Genomic DNA, 16,479 nt, shown 5'->3' with positions numbered 1-16,479 from the left:
TACAACTATCATTGAACAGCTGCATAGTGCGCTCTGAAGCCCTTTCAAGCCTCCATTCCTTTGGGTCGTTTATCTTCAGTGATGTTGAGTTCATACCTGAATTACATTGTTTAATTACAAATTAAATAACAAATGCTAGAATACAAAAAAATCATTATGGGGTATTGATACTATGGCTGAAAAGAAAGAAAAGCTCTATTTAGAATTACAAATGGAAGAACTTAAAGCTGCGCATGCAGATGCAGCTGGAGATAATACTGCTCCCAAAAACAACGATAAGGTCAACAGCAAAAATGCTGAGATCGCAAAAATGTATGAAGATGCAGCAGAGTATGAAGCAAACCTCAAGGGTTTTGAAGAAGAGTTGGAGATCGTCAATGCCAATACGCTCAAAGATATCGCTGCAGCATTGGTCCAAAAGTTTCCGAATGAAGAGAGAGATTATGCACAAGAGTTAAAGGTCATCGTGGAGACTGGCTGGGCACACCTTGTAGATGTCGAAAAAACGCATCCTAAAGAACAGTTAGAGCTGATCAAAGCAACAGAGTTTGGTGATGTTGTAGAAAAATTAAATGCTGCATATCCGGAGTATAACGGTGATTTTGAAACAGATGTGAGAAACTTTTTAGTTAAAAGATGGGAAAATCTTATTGCCATTACACAAGAGCATATCAAGCAAGAGCTCGCAGAGATTAAAACGACAGGTCTTAAACCAAAATATGTGAAGAGAGTCTATGAACAATTCCACGGGATTGTTAAGTAAGTTATGAAGTAGGAGGCTAAAAATAAATTTTTTAGCCTATAGGAAATCTCTTAATCTTAAAGAGATATCTTTTAACCCATTTCTACAGAATCTATCTCTGTTTTAAATTGTTCAATAGAGAAAGTAACTAAATTAGCTATCGCTTTTGCTGTATTGTTTAGATATGTAGGTGTTAAACGGATTTTACGTGTCGGTTTTGTATATTCACTCACAACATAAGTCACTAAGATATAAGGGTCTCCGGAAATATCACAAGTCTCTGCTGTTGTCGCTACATCAGGAATACAGTATTCAATATCGATATCCGGATCTACCATCACATTATTGACAAGTGCTACAACTGCTTCGAGTTTCTCTTTAGTTTCTTGTTCAGTTGCAACTTCTTCTGGATTACTTAGAAGTGCTACGATTTTTTCCAGTTTTTCTTTAATTTCTTTATCCAATACAGTCTCTTCTGGATCGTTCATAAGCGTTACGATTTCTTCCAGTTTAGCTTTAATTTCATTTCTCATTACAATTTCTCCTAAAATAAGTTAGCTTCTCATTTCCAATGAAAAGCATGAAGATATGATAGTATTTTTTTCTTAGAAATATCTACCATATCCCATAAGATAATTGTATCATAATAAACCAGAAGTATGTCCAAAATGATTGAAAGTACTCTAAAAAAGTAGCATTATCTGCAAATTATTTCACAGAAGGGATCAAGATGCATGATGATGACGAATAAACAAATATCTTATCTCACCATTTCATCTTTTTTATTTTGCATGAAAGGGAACTTCATCCAAGGAGAACGTTTTGAGCTTATCGATGATCCATTGATGTTCAGTGGAGTTTTCATTGAAGTAGAGAAATATACCTCCTCCATCCTCTTCATTTTGTATCAGTATACTCTTTTCGCTTTCTAACTCCCAGGCAACCAAAGATCCATACTCCACATACGCTTTTTGTATGACATAACTCTGTAGTGTGATCTCTTTCTCTAAAGAGTAAAAAAGAAATCTTTTAGAGGCGACATCCTCTACCTTTACCGGAGTCGAAGAGTGTAAATGGTGTATTTGATATCCAAAGTGATCTAACAGCTCAGATAAAAACCCCTGGGTCCAAGTAAGTACTTGTTTCATACATTTGGATGTTGCCGGGTCTTTATTGTCTCTATCCAAATACGAAGTGTTATAATCTTTACAGATATTGCTGTAGTCTATACTGATACCTATTTTCTTCATATCAGGCCTCTTTTATCACGTTGACTTCATCTCCAACTTCGATTCTTCCGTACTCTATCGGAGTGATAAAAAGACCACGGTTCCCTTTAATGAGTTCAGGAAGCTCAGGGGCAAATGCATAAAGATATCTATAATCTTCACATGCTCCGGTCACTTCAAAGATCATATCACCTATTTCGATGATCGATCCTTTTTTCAGATGATAGAGGTCGACATCTACATAAATATCTTCCATCAAAAGGCCACGTTCAAAAAAAAGTTCTGCTTCTTCTATGATGTCATAACTCTTTTTTGAAACAAGCACCATCGGGCGTTCGGTGTCATTTTCATAGTCCCTGCTTCCTATGATACCATTTGCGTCACACTCTATGTCTTCCACCTTCATACGGTGCCCCGAACGCATCATATCGGGCATAGTCATATATAAAGATAATACTTTTCCACTTGTCATCTGTTGTCCTTTTTTACTAAATCATACAAATTTTGTGTGATACTAGCATAATTTATCTGTAATCTCATAAAATCATATGCTAAATGTATAGGTAGTAGAGATGATACCTTTTGGTTTTTATGATTTCTGGTGCTTTAATGAAAGCTCCACAAGACGTGAAGAGAGCTCATGGTTCGAATCAACAAAGCCGATGTTCCGCATCACTTGGAAGTGCTGTCTCTCTTCATCGGTATCGACTTTTATGATGATGTTCGCATCACTGTAGTACTCTGTTACGGCTTGGCTGATAACATCTTTGGTATGTTCATCCTGCACCGTAATAATAATACCCCAACTCTCTTCAACCTTCAGTGACTCCATAACGGGACGTTTGTTCAAGTGTCCAAAATACGCAAGGAAATTGATTCTTCTTGCCAACAGGACATGTCGCAAATTGTCCGAGATGATAATAAAATCGATGTTTCTTGCATACAGCTCTTTAGCAACGGCTCTTCCCAGCGTACCAAACCCCACAATAATAATGTGGTTTTTCTTATCGATCGGGGTGATCACGTCAGATTCGTAAAACTCTTTTTCAAAATAAGACGAGAGTTTATAGATATTGTTCAGTACGAACGGGGTGATGATCATCGATACAAAGGTGACCAAAAATAAAAAATTTGCCATATCGTGGGTGATCAGATGATTGGCCGCAGCCAGATCAAATACGACAAAAGAGAAGCCTCCTATCTGCGCCAAGGCAAGCGCTGTTTTCATAGAGGTATTGGTATCTGCCTTTCTCTTGATGATCAGATAGATGACCCCCATTTTTACCAGGGAGACCAATGCGAAAATGAAGACAACCGGATGAAGGTTCGAAAAGAGGTAGACAATGTCGATCTTTGTCCCCACACTGAAAAAGAAGACACTTAAGAGCAGATCTTTATAGCTTAAGATATCCGATTCCACTTTAATGGCGTATTTCGTATCTGCGATCAGAACACCGGCTATAAATGCTCCAAGAGAGTATGTAAACCCTATGGAGTGCATCAAAACCGCCATACCCAGCACAATGGTAAAAATAGCCCCGAGAAAGATCTCTTCAAGTTGTGTTTTTGCTGCAAACTTTAGTATCGTATCAACGATCTTATCACCGACATAGCGGATAAACAGAACGATAAACACAAGTGCCAACACCGTTTTGAGTATGACCTCCATGATCGAGACATCTGTTCCGGATGCTCCGTAAGATAAAAATGTGATAAGCAGCAAGATAGGAATGACCGATATGTCTTGAAAGATCAAAATACCGACCGATTTTTTCCCGTATGGTGTATAGATATCTTTAGACTCTTTCAAGTACGGAAGCACGATCGCCGTTGAAGATAAAGAGAATGCCAAAGCAATGATAATAGAACTTGTCACATCCAGTTTAAACGCATAAAAAGCCAAAGGGAAAAAGAAAATCACACTTAAAAAAAGCTGTAAGGCTCCGTTGATGAGCAGTGTCTCTTTCATTTTTTTGATCTTTTCAAAACTGAGTTCAAGACCGATGGTAAACATCAAAAAGACGATACCAAACTCCCCTACCAGTTCCAAAGAATCAATCTTTAGCGTATTAAAGTCAAAAAGATAACTGATGATGGTACCTGTAAAGATGTACCCGAGAATATGCGAAATATTTTGCTTTTTGAAAATGATGTTGAGTAGTGTTGCAATGAAGATCGTTGCAAAAATTGCTAATAATAAAGTATCCATGCGCAATTATAATCAGAAAAGCCATGCTTGGTCTAAAATAATTGTATATAAATTAGCCAATAAGGACTGAATATGAACAATGACAGGATGAAAACGCAAGTAAAGTATGCATTTTTGGTAGTTTATGTTTTATGTCTTCCCACGTGCAACGTGGGAACGAAGCAGATCACGATGAACAGCTTACATGGGATATGCCGGCAATTTCAAAGAACTCAGAGGGCTTTTCTCTATAGTATTTCTCCTCTATCTCTTTGGACTGCTCAGCATACGGGTTTGTCATCACTTCTTGCAACTCTTTGATCAGCGTATAGTCTCCCTTGGCGGCCTGTTTATAGGCAGGGACAAGAAACCACTCTCTCAGAGTGTATTTCGGGTTCGTGGCTTTCATCTGCTGTGAGAGCTTTTCACGGGATTCAGCCGAAGTGGCATTGATGTCGTCAGGGTTTGTCGTCTGAACAAGCGATCTCCACTTCTCCAGCCACTCTGTCCATCTCTTTAAGATCTTTTCATTGAGTACGGCATCCCCGTAAAAGCTTTTGGTCAGCGGAGCGATATCCTCCGGTACCGAAGAGAGCTCGCGAAAGAAGATCGTGTAGTCAACAGAGGTTTCTACCATCAGCGTGACAAGTTCATTGAAGAGCGATGCATTAAACGTTTGCAGTCCAAGCTTGGAAGCCCACATCTTTATCATTTCCCCCTGCATGACTTGGGGGAAGCCCCCTCTTATCGCGTCCAACTGATCCAGGGCATCCTTATTCGACTCCAGCAGCGGCTTCAATGCAAGACAGAACATATGAAAGTTACGTTCGGCAGCCTGAGGCTGGTTGAGAAATGAGAAGTGTACACCGCCACCTGTCCAGGGCTGATACCTCGGGTCGAACATATCGATAAACCCAAACGGACCGTAATCAAGCGTAAATCCGCCTGCGGCACAGTTGTCGCTGTTGAAATTCCCCTGGCAGTATCCAACACGGATCCAGTTTGCTACCAGCGAAGTGAGTCGTTTCTGAAACTCACGTGCCAGTACAAGTACTTTTTCTACGAGAGGCAACTGTGCATCGATAATCTCACTGTACTCACGGTCTATGAGGTGCAACACCATGGTTTCAAGCTCCTCCATCGCTTTTGGATGCTCATTTTTACGCGCCCGGCGGCCGAAAAGTTCCAGCTGACCCACGCGAAGAAATGAAGGGGCAACCCGTGTGGTAATAGCAACAGCCTCATCGATCATCACTTCAGGGTCTCTTGAGTAGGATCCATTGGTAAACCATGGCCGCTTAACCGTCTCTGTTTTTGAGGTGTAGAGAGTCAAAGAGCGTGATGTCGGCACACCCAAAGCATGCATATGCTCCTGTGCCAGAAACTCACGAATACTTGAACGCAAAACGGCACGACCATCAGCACCACGGCAGTAAGGAGTTCTACCCCCTCCCTTAAGCTGCATCTCCCAGCGTTTCCCGTTGATCACCGCTTCAAGGATAGATACGGCACGACCGTCACCATACCCGTTACCCGTACGAAATGGACACTGCTCGTAGTACTCCGTTCCATAGATAGAAAGTGCATAGCCTGTCGCCCAACCCTGTCGACTCATTGTCTCTGGAAGCTGTGAGGTGTCACCGGAGAACATCCGCATGAAATCTTCTGATGTTGCCAGAGCATCGCTAAAACCAAGTTCAGCAAAAAAGTTCTTACTGTGCGCTATGTACACGGGGTTTTCGATCGGCGTAGGGTTCACAGGGACAAAATGCCCGCTGAAGACTTGTCGTGGATCGTGATCCACACCGTCTGCACTCGCTTTAGGGTCAGCACTCAGCGTATCCATGAGCGAATAGTCTGCCAACGCCGCAAGATCGTCGAGCGTCTTTACCTCTGCAGAGGTTTGATTTGTTGAGTTCATAGATTTTCCTTATTTAAAAACGTACACATAGTTGAAAATTACAATAAACGTATCTCATATCATCAAGTTGCATAGTATGAATCTACATCTTTATTCGGCACTATATCAGATGAAACTAAAACAAATGTATCAATTTAAATTTTTGTAGGAAAGTATGTGTTTTAGGGGGAATAAAGTGGTGGGTCGGGGGAGACTCGAACTCCCGACCACTCGGTTATGAGCCGAGTGCTCTAACCAACTGAGCTACCGACCCGTAAGAGCGCTATAGCTGGTCTTTGGAAATCATGCTGATTTTCGCGTCAGAATTATATCTACTGTAGTCTTTAAATGCAATTAAATTTTGTAAAATTCCAAAAATTACAGAAAATATAATAAACGAGGTCCCACCATGGCTGAACATAGGCAGAGGAAGCCCTACGACAGGGGCCAGGCCAATCACCATATAGATGTTGACACCCATATAGACAAAGAACAAAAATGCCAATCCGGAGGCAAAGGCTTTGATCAGATAATCGTTGGCATGCTTGGCCGAAATATAAAGCAGATTAAAGATGAGCAACATATAAAGCACGATGACAGTGATCATCCCTTTAAATCCGAATCTCTCCCCAAGATACGCAAAGATAAAATCCGTCGAAGAGACCGGAAGGAACTTCAGTTGTGTCTGTGTCGCCTCTTCTTTGCTTTTACCTTCTACACCACCTGAACCGATGGCGATCAGTGCCTGTCTGACATGGTAGCTTGGTTTCCCGATAAAGTCCGTCACACGCTTTTTTTGATAGGGCTTCAGCTGACTGTAAAGCAGCGGTGCGCTGAGCCCGAGAATAATGACTATAGAAACCCATATCTTCCAGTTGATCCCTACAACAAATAAAATACCATACCCGGTGATAAGCAAAACAAGCGCCGTACCCAGGTCCGGCTCTTTAGCTATGAGTAAAAAAGGAATGACGATCACGATGGAAAGTTTGATAAAGTTCAATATACCATACCCTTTTTCACTTGGAGGGTTTCTTCCTATAAGGTATCCAAGCATCATGATCACACTGACTTTGATGAACTCTGAAGGCTGGATGGTAATGCCTATACCGGGAATCTCTATCCATCTTTGTGCCCCCAGGATCGTCTTTCCTACAAACTCCACAGCAATCAGAAGCCCCAGGTTACCCAGATAGAAAATAGGAACAAACCACCAAATGATCTGCCTCCACGGGATAAAAGCAGAGACAAGAAAAGCGATGCCTGCAATGAAGTAGTAGACCATCTGCTTTGTGAACAGATAAGGGTTGATCTCATTCACCAGATACGATGAGATCACAAGAAGTGGTATGATCTGTAACATGAGAAGGTAGGAAAAATGTTTAAAGATACGTTTATCAAAGTCCAACCAAGATTCCATGCAAGATCCTATTATAAGAGGTTCCCTCTATTTTTAGGGTATTATATCAAAAAGGATATAAGGTAGCATCATGCCGGATTTTTTTACATTTACGCACTTTAAAAGATCTCCTTCCCTGCTCCATGCAGTGACCACAAAGTCCAATGATCTTCCTTATGCTTTCAGCCTCGCTTTGCATACCGGTGAAGATGCTGAAAACATCATAGCCAACAGGAATAGACTCTCAGACCTGCTCCAAAGCAGCGAAGCTTTACATTACATCGTTGCCGATCAAACCCACAGTGACAACATCAAGCTCATCACCCAAAAAGAGACCAAAGGATGGGAGAGTCTTTCTGATGCCATAGAGGCGTGTGATGCCCTGATCACAGACGTGAAAGGAGTAGTGCTCACCATACTGACTGCAGACTGTGTTCCCATACTCCTCTATGACAGGAAAAGAGAGGTGGTCGCAGCTGTGCATGCAGGATGGAAAGGGACAAAAGCATGTATAGCATACAAAACGGTGCAGAAAATGAGAGAGATCTATGGCTGTGACCCCAAAGATATCGTTGCAGGTGTCGCACCCTCCATAGGACGTTGCTGCTATGAAGTAGGAGAAGAGGTTGCAGAGCATTTTTTTGATATTCCCAAAGGGTTCAGCCCTGTCGGTGAAAAATATATGTTGGACCTACCTTTGATCAACAAACAACAGCTCCTGGATGCAAGGCTTCAAGAAGAGAACATCGAGATGAGCCGTGTCTGTACCGCCTGTAATGTAGAGCGGTTTTTCTCCTACAGGAAAGAGCAAGGGTGCACCGGAAGGTTCATGAGCATGATAGGCATGAAAAACGGTGATAATTAAAGGGTTTTAGACTCCTTGTTTTCTTATCTTTAGAGAAATTTTCAGAATATCCTGCAATAATTACAAATCAAATAAAAAGAGAGATCATGCATACACTTCAAATTGCAGAGTCCGTACTGGACGACTATAGAAATAATAAACTCACTGAAGAAAGAATCAACTTTTTGATCACACAGGCCAATGAACAGCTTGATGAAATATCTCAAAACGAAGAGATATACAATAGCTTTTTAAACAAAGTCAATGCACCCCAAAATATAGACAATATCATACTTTGGATACTTTTTATGTCAAATGAAGATATCTGTGATGAGTATATCGATGAATTCGATAAAGGTTTCAGGGAAATCATCCCGGTGAGTGATCTGGCTGATCTGTTGGTCTACATTGTGCACCTCAAAAAGATTAAAAACATTGCATTAGATGGATATGACTATTTACTAGGATATAAACATGAAGGTATAGACGAAATGGATCAATATGCTTTTGCAAATGTCTTACTCCATGTTCAAAAATCTAAAGAAGTAGATATTGAATTTTAGAGAGCTAAGTGTATGCTACTAATACGCTTCTTTTTCTAGTCTTCTCAGCAGGCGGGAGCGTAACTACCCTAAGCTCCCGCTGATTGTTACTGTTAAGATGCTGGGTGGATAGTAATATCGATGTGCACCTGAGTAGGGGAATCAAGTACAGGGAATGTGTCTGGCTCTCCTTCGCTTGGCACTGCAACATCACCGATAATAACATTGCTCGGGGCGTTCAGAGTGAACGTAATACGATATGTTCCCGCTGGGATATTATTTGTCGGGAGGTCCCATACATATCCATATACTAGGTTACCGGCCACATTGATCTCAGCTGCAAATTTACCCGGCCCATCTGGGACATTGTCAAAGAGTGCCTGGTCTTCCACAACCGTTATCGTGTTGTTGTTTTCATCAATTTGCTCGATCTTCAGACTTGCAAAGGCGGTAAAGACAAATGAGGTATTGGTATCATAAGTCGTTTTGTCTGTCCCGTATATCTCAACATCTTTCTCACCGTAAAGAGAAACCATATTGTAAGCCGTCATATTCGTATCTAAGGCTTTGCTGAGTACCATCTCGATCCTGACGACTGATCCGGTGTTCAGGGTCTGGCTAATCAGGTTATCACCCCATTTTGCTGTAACATTCTGTTCTGTGCCAGTCCCATCTTGCCATTCACCCTGCCACGTGCTTATGGTCTGCTGCTTGTAGTAGGTCACGCCGTCTTTCAGATATGTCGTAGTAGGGTCCCAATAAGGCAGTACCGACGCATTTTCTTCGATAACTGGGCGCAGTCCTGTGTTGTAGTCGACGAGGGAAATATTGTTTTCCGTCCACTCCCCTGTAATCACTTCGTTACTGATACCGATCCCATCGGCAAAGATCATCGCTGCAGCAAAATTGTTACCGTATTTATCAACTTCACCTGCACCACCTCCAGGAGGGGTATAGCTTACTGGAGACGTAGAAGTCTCCCCTCCGGCATTCTTAGCAGCTAGGATCCAGTAGGTAGTTACACCCCTCTCCAGTCCGGCGTTGTCTATGAACTCATAGGTTGTAGCCGGTAATGAGATGAGATGGTTCGGTGTAGGTGTTTCCGAGGTGTATTTGTAGAGTTCGTAGGAGGCCACCGGACCGCCTGTCGTCGGTGCTGCCCAGCTCAGCGTGGCAGAGAGCTCACCACCCACAGCTGACGGTGCAACCACAAAATTTATCGGCACACCCGGAGCCTCAACAGTAGTCGTCGTGCCACCTCCGCCGCCACCTCCGCAGCCATTAGCCATAAAACCAAATAAGACCACAAACAGCGTAGCCACTATTGAGACAATTATCTTACTTCTGGATTGAAACATTTTCATTCAGTACTCCTTATTGTTTTTACGGTTATTTTATTATTCTACATCTATAAAAATTAATTAAAAATAAAAGTTTGATTGAACTATACTTTAAAATAAACAGATAAAAAGTTATTATGAATCATGGTTTAAACGATACTTCTGATGTAGTTAACTAATATATTTCTGTACAATACCAAGAGATAAAATCAAAAAAGATTTAAGTTTTAAAACATTTAGTAACTGTTTTAATCTTAAGAGCTGTGAAATACTGTAAATAAGGGAGTTAAGCATGAAAATAAGGGTCTACTACGAAGATACGGATGCTGGTGGCATCGTCTACCATACCAATTACATCAAATATTGTGAACGTGCCCGTTCTGAGATCTTTTTTCAAAGAGGGGTAAAACCTACACTGGGTGAGAACAGTGGGTTTGTGGTACGCGACATCAAAGCAAGTTTTTTAGCCACTGCCGTACTGGGAGATATACTTGAAGTGACAACAAAGATCCTGACGATGAAGCGTTCATCCGTGGTACTTTTACAGGAAGTATGGAAAAAGGATGTAAAACTCTTTAGTATGGAAGTGGTTTTGGTCTATGTAGAGGAAGGAAAACCTTGTCGTATCCCCGAAGAGTTCGAGGATATCTTTAAAGCATTTTAAGCCAGTAAAAGATAGGAAACAGCCACAGCAAATGCTGATGCGCCTATATATCCTGCACCGAACATAAATGAAGAAATGAGTTTAAGCAGAGGTTGAAATCTCCATTTGACCAGTAAAATGATCAGTGACCCGATTAGAGAAGGCAAAAACACATAGGCCATATCATATCCCAGGCCAAAATTATTTGGTATAAGAATCTGTGTTGAGACCACTATGCCAAGAACAGTTACAATACCAACATACATGGCCATATATTTAATGGTACCGTATTTTGATAAACTCTCATCCAAACTAAGCTCTTTCGTAAAAGCATCTTTAATATCTGAAAAATCAGAGTCTTTTAACGACATCTCTTCCATGATAATAAAAGTCAGTATACTACCAAAATAACCTATCGCGATCGCAATCATTAACATACCCATTTTCAATCCTTTATATTATGATTTTTGACTCACTTAATTGTAACTAAAATAATATAACATTAATTTTAATTATATTATGAGTTAAGAAAATATTGTACATATTCTGAAAATAGGCTGTTTGCTAAAAATGATAAAGGGGGAATTTAAATTGGTGTGTAAGGTTTCCTACCTTCAAGAGGTAGGAAAGTAAAGAAAATAGTGACGTTGACTACTCAACCATCGCTTCAAGGTCTTCTTTAGAAACCTTGTTGAAGTTTAGGTATTTGTAGATACTATCAGTCATTTCTGGCTTGATCTTATCTGAAACTACTTCTAAGTACTCTTCAGCTGTCGGGATCTTACCTTTAAGTGCAACCACTGCCGCAAGCTCTGCAGAACCAAGGTATACTTGAGAACCTTTACCGAGTCTGTTGTCGAAGTTTCTTGTTGATGTAGAGAATACCCATGCATTCTGCTTAACAGCTGCCTGGTTCCCCATACATAGAGAACATCCTGGAGGCTCGATACGTGCTCCGGCCATTCCGAAGACTGAGTAGTAACCCTCTTCTGTCAATGTTTTTTCATCCATTTTCGTTGGAGGACAGATCCAAAGTTTCGTATCTACTTGACCTTCACCTCTAAGAACTTCAGCATTCGCTCTGAAAAGACCGATGTTTGTCATACAAGAACCAACGAATACTTCATCAATATCTGTTCTTAGACCTGCTGCATGTACTTCAGAAAGTGTTTTAACGTCATCTGGATCGTTTGGACATGCTACGATCGGCTCTTTGATCTCAGACATGTTAATTTCGATTACAGCTGCATACTCTGCATCTTTATCTGCTTCCATTAACTCTGGATTAGCGATCCAATCTCTCATTTTCTGTGCACGTCTCTCAAGTGTTGCTTTATCTTCATACCCTTGAGCGATCAACTCTTCGATCAATGCGATGTTAGACTCTAGGTACTCAATGATAGGCTCTTTGTTAAGCTTCACAGTACAAGCTGCAGCTGAACGCTCTGCAGATGCATCTGAAAGTTCGAACGCTTGTTCAGCTTTAAGATCTTCAAGACCTTCGATCTCAAGAACACGTCCTGAGAAGATGTTTTTCTTACCAGCTTTTTCAACAGTCAAAAGACCATCTTTGATCGCTTGGTAAGGGATAGCATTTACCATATCTCTCAGTGTGATACCTGGTTGCATTTCACCTGTAAATCTTACAAGTACAGACTCAGGCATAGTAAGTGGCATCATACCAGTAACTGCTGCAAACGCAACAAGACCAGAACCCGCTGGGAATGAGATACCGATAGGGAATCTAGTGTGTGAATCCGCACCAGTACCTACTGTATCTGGAAGACACATTCTGTTCAACCATGAGTGGATAACACCATCACCTGGTCTAAGTGTGAAACCTTTTCTCTCAGTCATAAACTGTGGAAGTGTATGGTGCAATTTAATATCTGCTGGTTTTGGATATGCAGATGTGTGACAGAATGACTGAAGTACGAAGTCTGCACCAAAGCTAAGTGCTGCAAGGTCTTTTACTTCATCTCTTGTCATTGCTCCAGTTGTATCTTGAGAACCAACAGTTGTACAAACCGGCTCACAGTAAACACCTGGTTTTACACCCTCAAGTCCACATGCTTTACCAACCATTTTTTGTGCTAATGTATACCCTTTACCGTTATCAGCTGGTTGCTCAGGTGCCATAAATGCATCTGATGCACCAAGACCAAGTGCTTCTCTAGCTTTAGCAGTAAGCCCTTTACCGATAATAAGTGGTACACGTCCACCTGCTCTCATCTCATCAGGGATAGTATTTGGCTCAAGTTTAAATTCAGATACTACTGAACCGTTTTTCTCGATCACACCATCAAAAGGCTTCAATGTGATCACATCACCAGTCTCTAATTCACCTACTGGTGCTTGAATTGGTATACATCCTGAATCTTCTGCAGTGTTGAAGAAGATCGGAGCAATGATACCACCGATAACAACACCACCGGTTCTTTTTCCTGGAATACCTGGAATATCTCTACCCATGTGCCACTGTACTGAGTTGATACCTGATTTTCTTGATGAACCAGTACCTACAACATCACCAACGTATGCTAATGGGTTACCTTTTTTTCTAAGCTCATCCATAGTTTCAAGTGGGTTATCCATTCTGTTCACAAGGAAAGAGTTCGCGTGAAGTGGGATATCTGCTCTAGTAAATGCTTCTGACGCTGGAGAAAGGTCATCTGTGTTTGTTTCACCAGGGATCTTATACACTGTAAGTGTGATCTCTTTTTCCATCTCTGGTTTGTTGTAGAACCACTCTGCATTTGCCCAAGACTCTACGATCTCTTTTGCTTTTGCATTACCACCATCCATAAGTGTTTTCACATCGTTGAACGCATCATATACAAGGATAGTATTTTTAAGTTGCTCAGCAGCTGCATCTGTCACTTCACCACCGATCTTAAGTGCTTCAACAAGTGGAGTAACATTGAATCCACCTAGCATAGATCCAAGGATCTCACATGCTTTTACTGCATCGATAGCATCACAAGTTACATTACCTTGTACGATATCGTTTAGGAATGCTGCTTTTACGTAAGCTGCATCATCCACACCCGCAGGTACTTTATTTTGGAACATATCCATTGCGTAATCGACATCAGCGATCGGGCTTGCTTTTAATAGCTCAACAAGCTGTGCTGTTTGATCAGCAGTAAGTGCGAGTGGTGGTACACCTAACTCAGCACGCTCAGCCGTATGTGCTTTATACTCTTCTAATAAGGCCATTCTGGTCTCCTGTGTAATTTTTGTGCTGTATATTAACAAAAAAATCGTTGATTTGGTGTTCTATAAGGGGAAGATATGAATCAGATAATTTATTTGTATCGTATGGTTACATGAAAAGAGACCATTTAAGTCTCTTTTTAGGTTCAGAGAAGAAATTAGACGATTTCCCTGTTACCTTTTGCATTCGGTGCACTCAATACACCCATCGCTTCAAGCTGTTCTATAATGTTTGCAGAACGATTATACCCTATCTGCAGTTTTCTCTGCAGGTACGATATAGATGTTTTTTTGTCTGTCAATACCACAGCCTTTGCATCTTCATAGAGAGGGTCCAGTTCCATATCACCCTCTCCTCCTTCACTGGCATTGACTCCTCCTGCGACAAGATAGCTTTCATCATATTCTGGTGCACGCTGGGCTTTAAGGAACTCAACGACCTCTTCTATCTCCTCTTCTTTGTTCCATGGGGCATGCAAACGTACCAGTCCTGTTGCACCAGGAGGTGTAAAGAGACCGTCACCACGTCCAAGTAGACTCTCTGCCCCCAATGCATCCAAGATCACTTTTGAGTCTATACGTTGTCCCACACGGTAACTGAGTCTGGATGGGAGATTGGCTTTGATAAGTCCTGTCACAACATCCACACTTGGTCTCTGTGTCGCAACGATAAGGTGTATCCCACTTGCTCTTGCCATCTGTGCAAGTCTTGCAATAGAATATTCCACTTCCTTACCACCATTCATCATCAGATCGGCCAACTCATCTATGACGATCACAATAAAAGGGAAAGGCTCTGCAGAACCGTCAGCTTTTACTTTTTCATTATAATTGTCTATATTTTTGGTACGGTTCTCTGCCATCAGTTTATAACGACGCTCCATCTCCCCTACCATGTTGGCAAGTGCCGCGATGGCCTTTTTAGGTTCAGTGATGACCGGTGTGATCAAATGCGGAATGTCGTTATAGATCGAAAACTCCAACATCTTTGGGTCGATAAGCATCAGTTTCAACTGGTCAGGATCATTCCTGTAAAGCAAGGAGAGGATCATCGCATTGATACCTACAGATTTACCCGACCCCGTGGTCCCCGCTATAAGCAGGTGTGGAAGTTTTTTAATGTCTGTGATAAACGGTTTACCTACGATATCTTTACCCAAAGCTACCGTTAGAGGGGAACTGGAGTTTTTAAAGAGATCACTCTCAAGTATCTCACGTAGGTAGATCGTATCTACCGTTTCGTTTGGTATCTCTATCCCCACCACATCACGTCCGGGTATCGGTGCCTGTATACGGATCGTTTCAGCCGAAAGTGCCATCGCAAGATCATCCTGAAGGTTCAGGATCTTGGAAACTTTGACATTGGGTGCCGGTTTAAACTCAAAGGTGGTAACCAAAGGACCGCTATAGGTACGTACAACATCACCTTCTACGTTAAATTGCTGCAGCTTTGAAAGTAGCTCTTCTATCTTTCTGTCGATTTCTCCCTCGTTGACCTTTTTTGTCGTTTTGGGTGCTTTTTGTAAAAAATCAAGTTTAGGCAGTTTGAAGTTTTTAGGTTTGACGACCTTTCCTTTCTCTATCTGCTCCATGAGTTTGGAGTTTTCTTCCAACTCATTGATGATCTCTACATGAGACTTTCCTGCGGCAGCTTTTTCTGCTGCAATGCTTGTTTCCATCTCATGTTCAAGTTCAAGTATTTCATTCAGTACAGGATCATCCGATTCATCCAGTGCATGTACTGTCTCTGGTTCTGTTTTGGTTGCAGCTTTTTTTACATCAGGCTTTCTTTTTACACGTGCTCTCTTTGGCTTCTCTTCTGCAACATCCAGTACAGGCATCATTTCATCTTCAAGAGAGGGAGAAGCAAAAGGATTCGTAAATATCTTCTTTAAGCCCCTTCCAAGCATCGAGAAGCTACTTCCTACCCATGAAAAAGAGAGTGAAGCCCCAGGTCTGTTCATCTTAAATCTGGAGAAATCAAAGTCATCATCGATAATGAAGACCAAAGAGAGTGCCATGATCATCAACCAAAAGAGCCAGAGCCCCGCTTTACCGATGAGCGGGTAGAGGAACTCCACGATCTGTGTCCCTATAAAGCCTCTATCTTGTGCCTCCAGTACCAAGGCGCTAAAGAGTATCAAGGAGATGAAAAAGAGTATCCATCCCAAATAAAAATCGATGTTTTTTCTTACACGGGGATCACTATAGAGTTTATAGAGAGGATAAAATAGAACAAAAAAATTGATATAGGCCAGGTAGCCGAACAGATAGAGATTGGTATCTCCCATTTTTTTCCCGATATCGCCTACCAATGCTGTTTCATGGAAGATCGTAGAAAATGCAGCATAGATAAAAAGTATAGCTGTGATAATAATTGTGATTTTCAATGTTGTTCCTAAATTAATATTAAATAATGAAGATATTATAACAAAT

General features: G+C 41.3%; 14 protein-coding genes and 1 tRNA gene. 4 read left to right on the top strand and 11 right to left on the bottom strand.

The features are described 5' to 3' along the window. Positions 1-172: 172 nt before the first annotated feature. Positions 173-763, top strand: coding sequence for a hypothetical protein (locus MN086_RS03620; protein WP_248576695.1), 591 nt, complete (start codon positions 173-175; stop codon positions 761-763). Positions 764-834: 71 nt separating this feature from the next. On the opposite strand, the gene MN086_RS03615 is transcribed toward MN086_RS03620, so the two are convergent. The 7 genes from MN086_RS03615 to MN086_RS03585 all read right to left on the bottom strand — a co-directional run bounded on the left by MN086_RS03615 (position 835) and on the right by MN086_RS03585 (position 7,479). Further along, complete coding sequence (locus MN086_RS03615; protein ID WP_248576694.1) at positions 835-1,275, bottom strand: hypothetical protein; 441 nt, start codon at positions 1,273-1,275, stop codon at positions 835-837. Positions 1,276-1,524: 249 nt separating this feature from the next. Further along, a complete protein-coding gene (locus tag MN086_RS03610) occupies positions 1,525-1,992 on the bottom strand; it encodes a hypothetical protein (RefSeq protein WP_248576693.1) in 468 nt (155 codons plus the stop codon). A gap of 1 nt (position 1,993) precedes the next feature. Continuing rightward, on the bottom strand, positions 1,994-2,443 hold the full coding sequence (locus tag MN086_RS03605) for a hypothetical protein (RefSeq protein ID WP_248576692.1): 450 nt from the start codon (positions 2,441-2,443) through the stop codon (positions 1,994-1,996). A gap of 117 nt (positions 2,444-2,560) precedes the next feature. After that, positions 2,561-4,180, bottom strand: a complete 1,620-nt coding sequence (locus tag MN086_RS03600) for a cation:proton antiporter (protein WP_248576691.1) — start codon at positions 4,178-4,180, stop codon at positions 2,561-2,563. A gap of 166 nt (positions 4,181-4,346) precedes the next feature. After that, on the bottom strand, positions 4,347-6,080 hold the full coding sequence (locus MN086_RS03595; protein ID WP_248576690.1) for a YdiU family protein: 1,734 nt from the start codon (positions 6,078-6,080) through the stop codon (positions 4,347-4,349). Positions 6,081-6,256: 176 nt separating this feature from the next. After that, a tRNA-Met gene (locus MN086_RS03590) sits at positions 6,257-6,333 on the bottom strand. A gap of 9 nt (positions 6,334-6,342) precedes the next feature. Continuing rightward, positions 6,343-7,479 (bottom strand): FtsW/RodA/SpoVE family cell cycle protein, encoded by a 1,137-nt coding sequence (locus MN086_RS03585; protein WP_248576689.1) that lies wholly within the window; start codon positions 7,477-7,479, stop codon positions 6,343-6,345. A 70-nt stretch (positions 7,480-7,549) separates the two neighbouring features. Between MN086_RS03585 and pgeF the strand changes: the two genes are divergently transcribed. Both pgeF and MN086_RS03575 read left to right on the top strand, forming a co-directional pair. After that, positions 7,550-8,323, top strand: a complete 774-nt coding sequence (gene pgeF, locus MN086_RS03580) for a peptidoglycan editing factor PgeF (protein ID WP_248576688.1) — start codon at positions 7,550-7,552, stop codon at positions 8,321-8,323. Between the two features lie 86 nt (positions 8,324-8,409). Further along, a complete protein-coding gene (locus tag MN086_RS03575; protein ID WP_248576687.1) occupies positions 8,410-8,865 on the top strand; it encodes a hypothetical protein in 456 nt (151 codons plus the stop codon). 92 nt (positions 8,866-8,957) lie between these two features. On the opposite strand, the gene MN086_RS03570 is transcribed toward MN086_RS03575, so the two are convergent. After that, positions 8,958-10,208 (bottom strand): hypothetical protein, encoded by a 1,251-nt coding sequence (locus tag MN086_RS03570; protein WP_248576686.1) that lies wholly within the window; start codon positions 10,206-10,208, stop codon positions 8,958-8,960. Positions 10,209-10,476: 268 nt separating this feature from the next. On the opposite strand from MN086_RS03570, the gene MN086_RS03565 reads away from it, so the two are divergent. Further along, the gene (locus tag MN086_RS03565; protein WP_248576685.1) at positions 10,477-10,848 is read left to right on the top strand and encodes a YbgC/FadM family acyl-CoA thioesterase; all 372 of its coding nucleotides are present in this window, start codon (positions 10,477-10,479) and stop codon (positions 10,846-10,848) included. On the opposite strand, the gene MN086_RS03560 is transcribed toward MN086_RS03565, so the two are convergent. From MN086_RS03560 to MN086_RS03550, 3 genes are all read right to left on the bottom strand, one after another. Further along, positions 10,845-11,270, bottom strand: a complete 426-nt coding sequence (locus MN086_RS03560; RefSeq protein ID WP_248576684.1) for a hypothetical protein — start codon at positions 11,268-11,270, stop codon at positions 10,845-10,847. The two genes, MN086_RS03565 and MN086_RS03560, sit on opposite strands and share 4 nt — an antisense overlap. A 208-nt stretch (positions 11,271-11,478) precedes the next feature. Then, entirely contained in the window at positions 11,479-14,046 is a 2,568-nt protein-coding gene (gene acnB, locus MN086_RS03555; RefSeq protein WP_248576683.1) for a bifunctional aconitate hydratase 2/2-methylisocitrate dehydratase, read from the bottom strand. 155 nt (positions 14,047-14,201) lie between these two features. Beyond that, complete coding sequence (locus MN086_RS03550) at positions 14,202-16,433, bottom strand: DNA translocase FtsK (protein ID WP_248576682.1); 2,232 nt, start codon at positions 16,431-16,433, stop codon at positions 14,202-14,204. Between the last annotated feature and the right edge of the window lie 46 nt (positions 16,434-16,479).

The organism is Sulfurovum sp. XGS-02 (genome assembly GCF_023213175.1).
In the GTDB taxonomy this organism is placed as follows: Bacteria; Campylobacterota; Campylobacteria; order Campylobacterales; family Sulfurovaceae; genus Sulfurovum.
This window is presented reverse-complemented; position numbering and strand designations above follow the sequence as displayed.

Bases quoted from the DNA above. Each gene is read 5' to 3' on its own strand.
- MN086_RS03620 (WP_248576695.1), top strand. From the start codon at position 173: ATGGCTGAAAAGAAAGAAAAGCTCTATTTAGAATTACAAATGGAAGAA.
- MN086_RS03615 (WP_248576694.1), bottom strand. From the start codon at position 1,275: ATGAGAAATGAAATTAAAGCTAAACTGGAAGAAATCGTAACGCTTATG.
- MN086_RS03610 (WP_248576693.1), bottom strand. From the start codon at position 1,992: ATGAAGAAAATAGGTATCAGTATAGACTACAGCAATATCTGTAAAGAT.
- MN086_RS03605 (WP_248576692.1), bottom strand. From the start codon at position 2,443: ATGACAAGTGGAAAAGTATTATCTTTATATATGACTATGCCCGATATG.
- MN086_RS03600 (WP_248576691.1), bottom strand. From the start codon at position 4,180: ATGGATACTTTATTATTAGCAATTTTTGCAACGATCTTCATTGCAACA.
- MN086_RS03595 (WP_248576690.1), bottom strand. From the start codon at position 6,080: ATGAACTCAACAAATCAAACCTCTGCAGAGGTAAAGACGCTCGACGAT.
- MN086_RS03585 (WP_248576689.1), bottom strand. From the start codon at position 7,479: ATGGAATCTTGGTTGGACTTTGATAAACGTATCTTTAAACATTTTTCC.
- pgeF (WP_248576688.1), top strand. From the start codon at position 7,550: ATGCCGGATTTTTTTACATTTACGCACTTTAAAAGATCTCCTTCCCTG.
- MN086_RS03575 (WP_248576687.1), top strand. From the start codon at position 8,410: ATGCATACACTTCAAATTGCAGAGTCCGTACTGGACGACTATAGAAAT.
- MN086_RS03570 (WP_248576686.1), bottom strand. From the start codon at position 10,208: ATGAAAATGTTTCAATCCAGAAGTAAGATAATTGTCTCAATAGTGGCT.
- MN086_RS03565 (WP_248576685.1), top strand. From the start codon at position 10,477: ATGAAAATAAGGGTCTACTACGAAGATACGGATGCTGGTGGCATCGTC.
- MN086_RS03560 (WP_248576684.1), bottom strand. From the start codon at position 11,270: ATGGGTATGTTAATGATTGCGATCGCGATAGGTTATTTTGGTAGTATA.
- acnB (WP_248576683.1), bottom strand. From the start codon at position 14,046: ATGGCCTTATTAGAAGAGTATAAAGCACATACGGCTGAGCGTGCTGAG.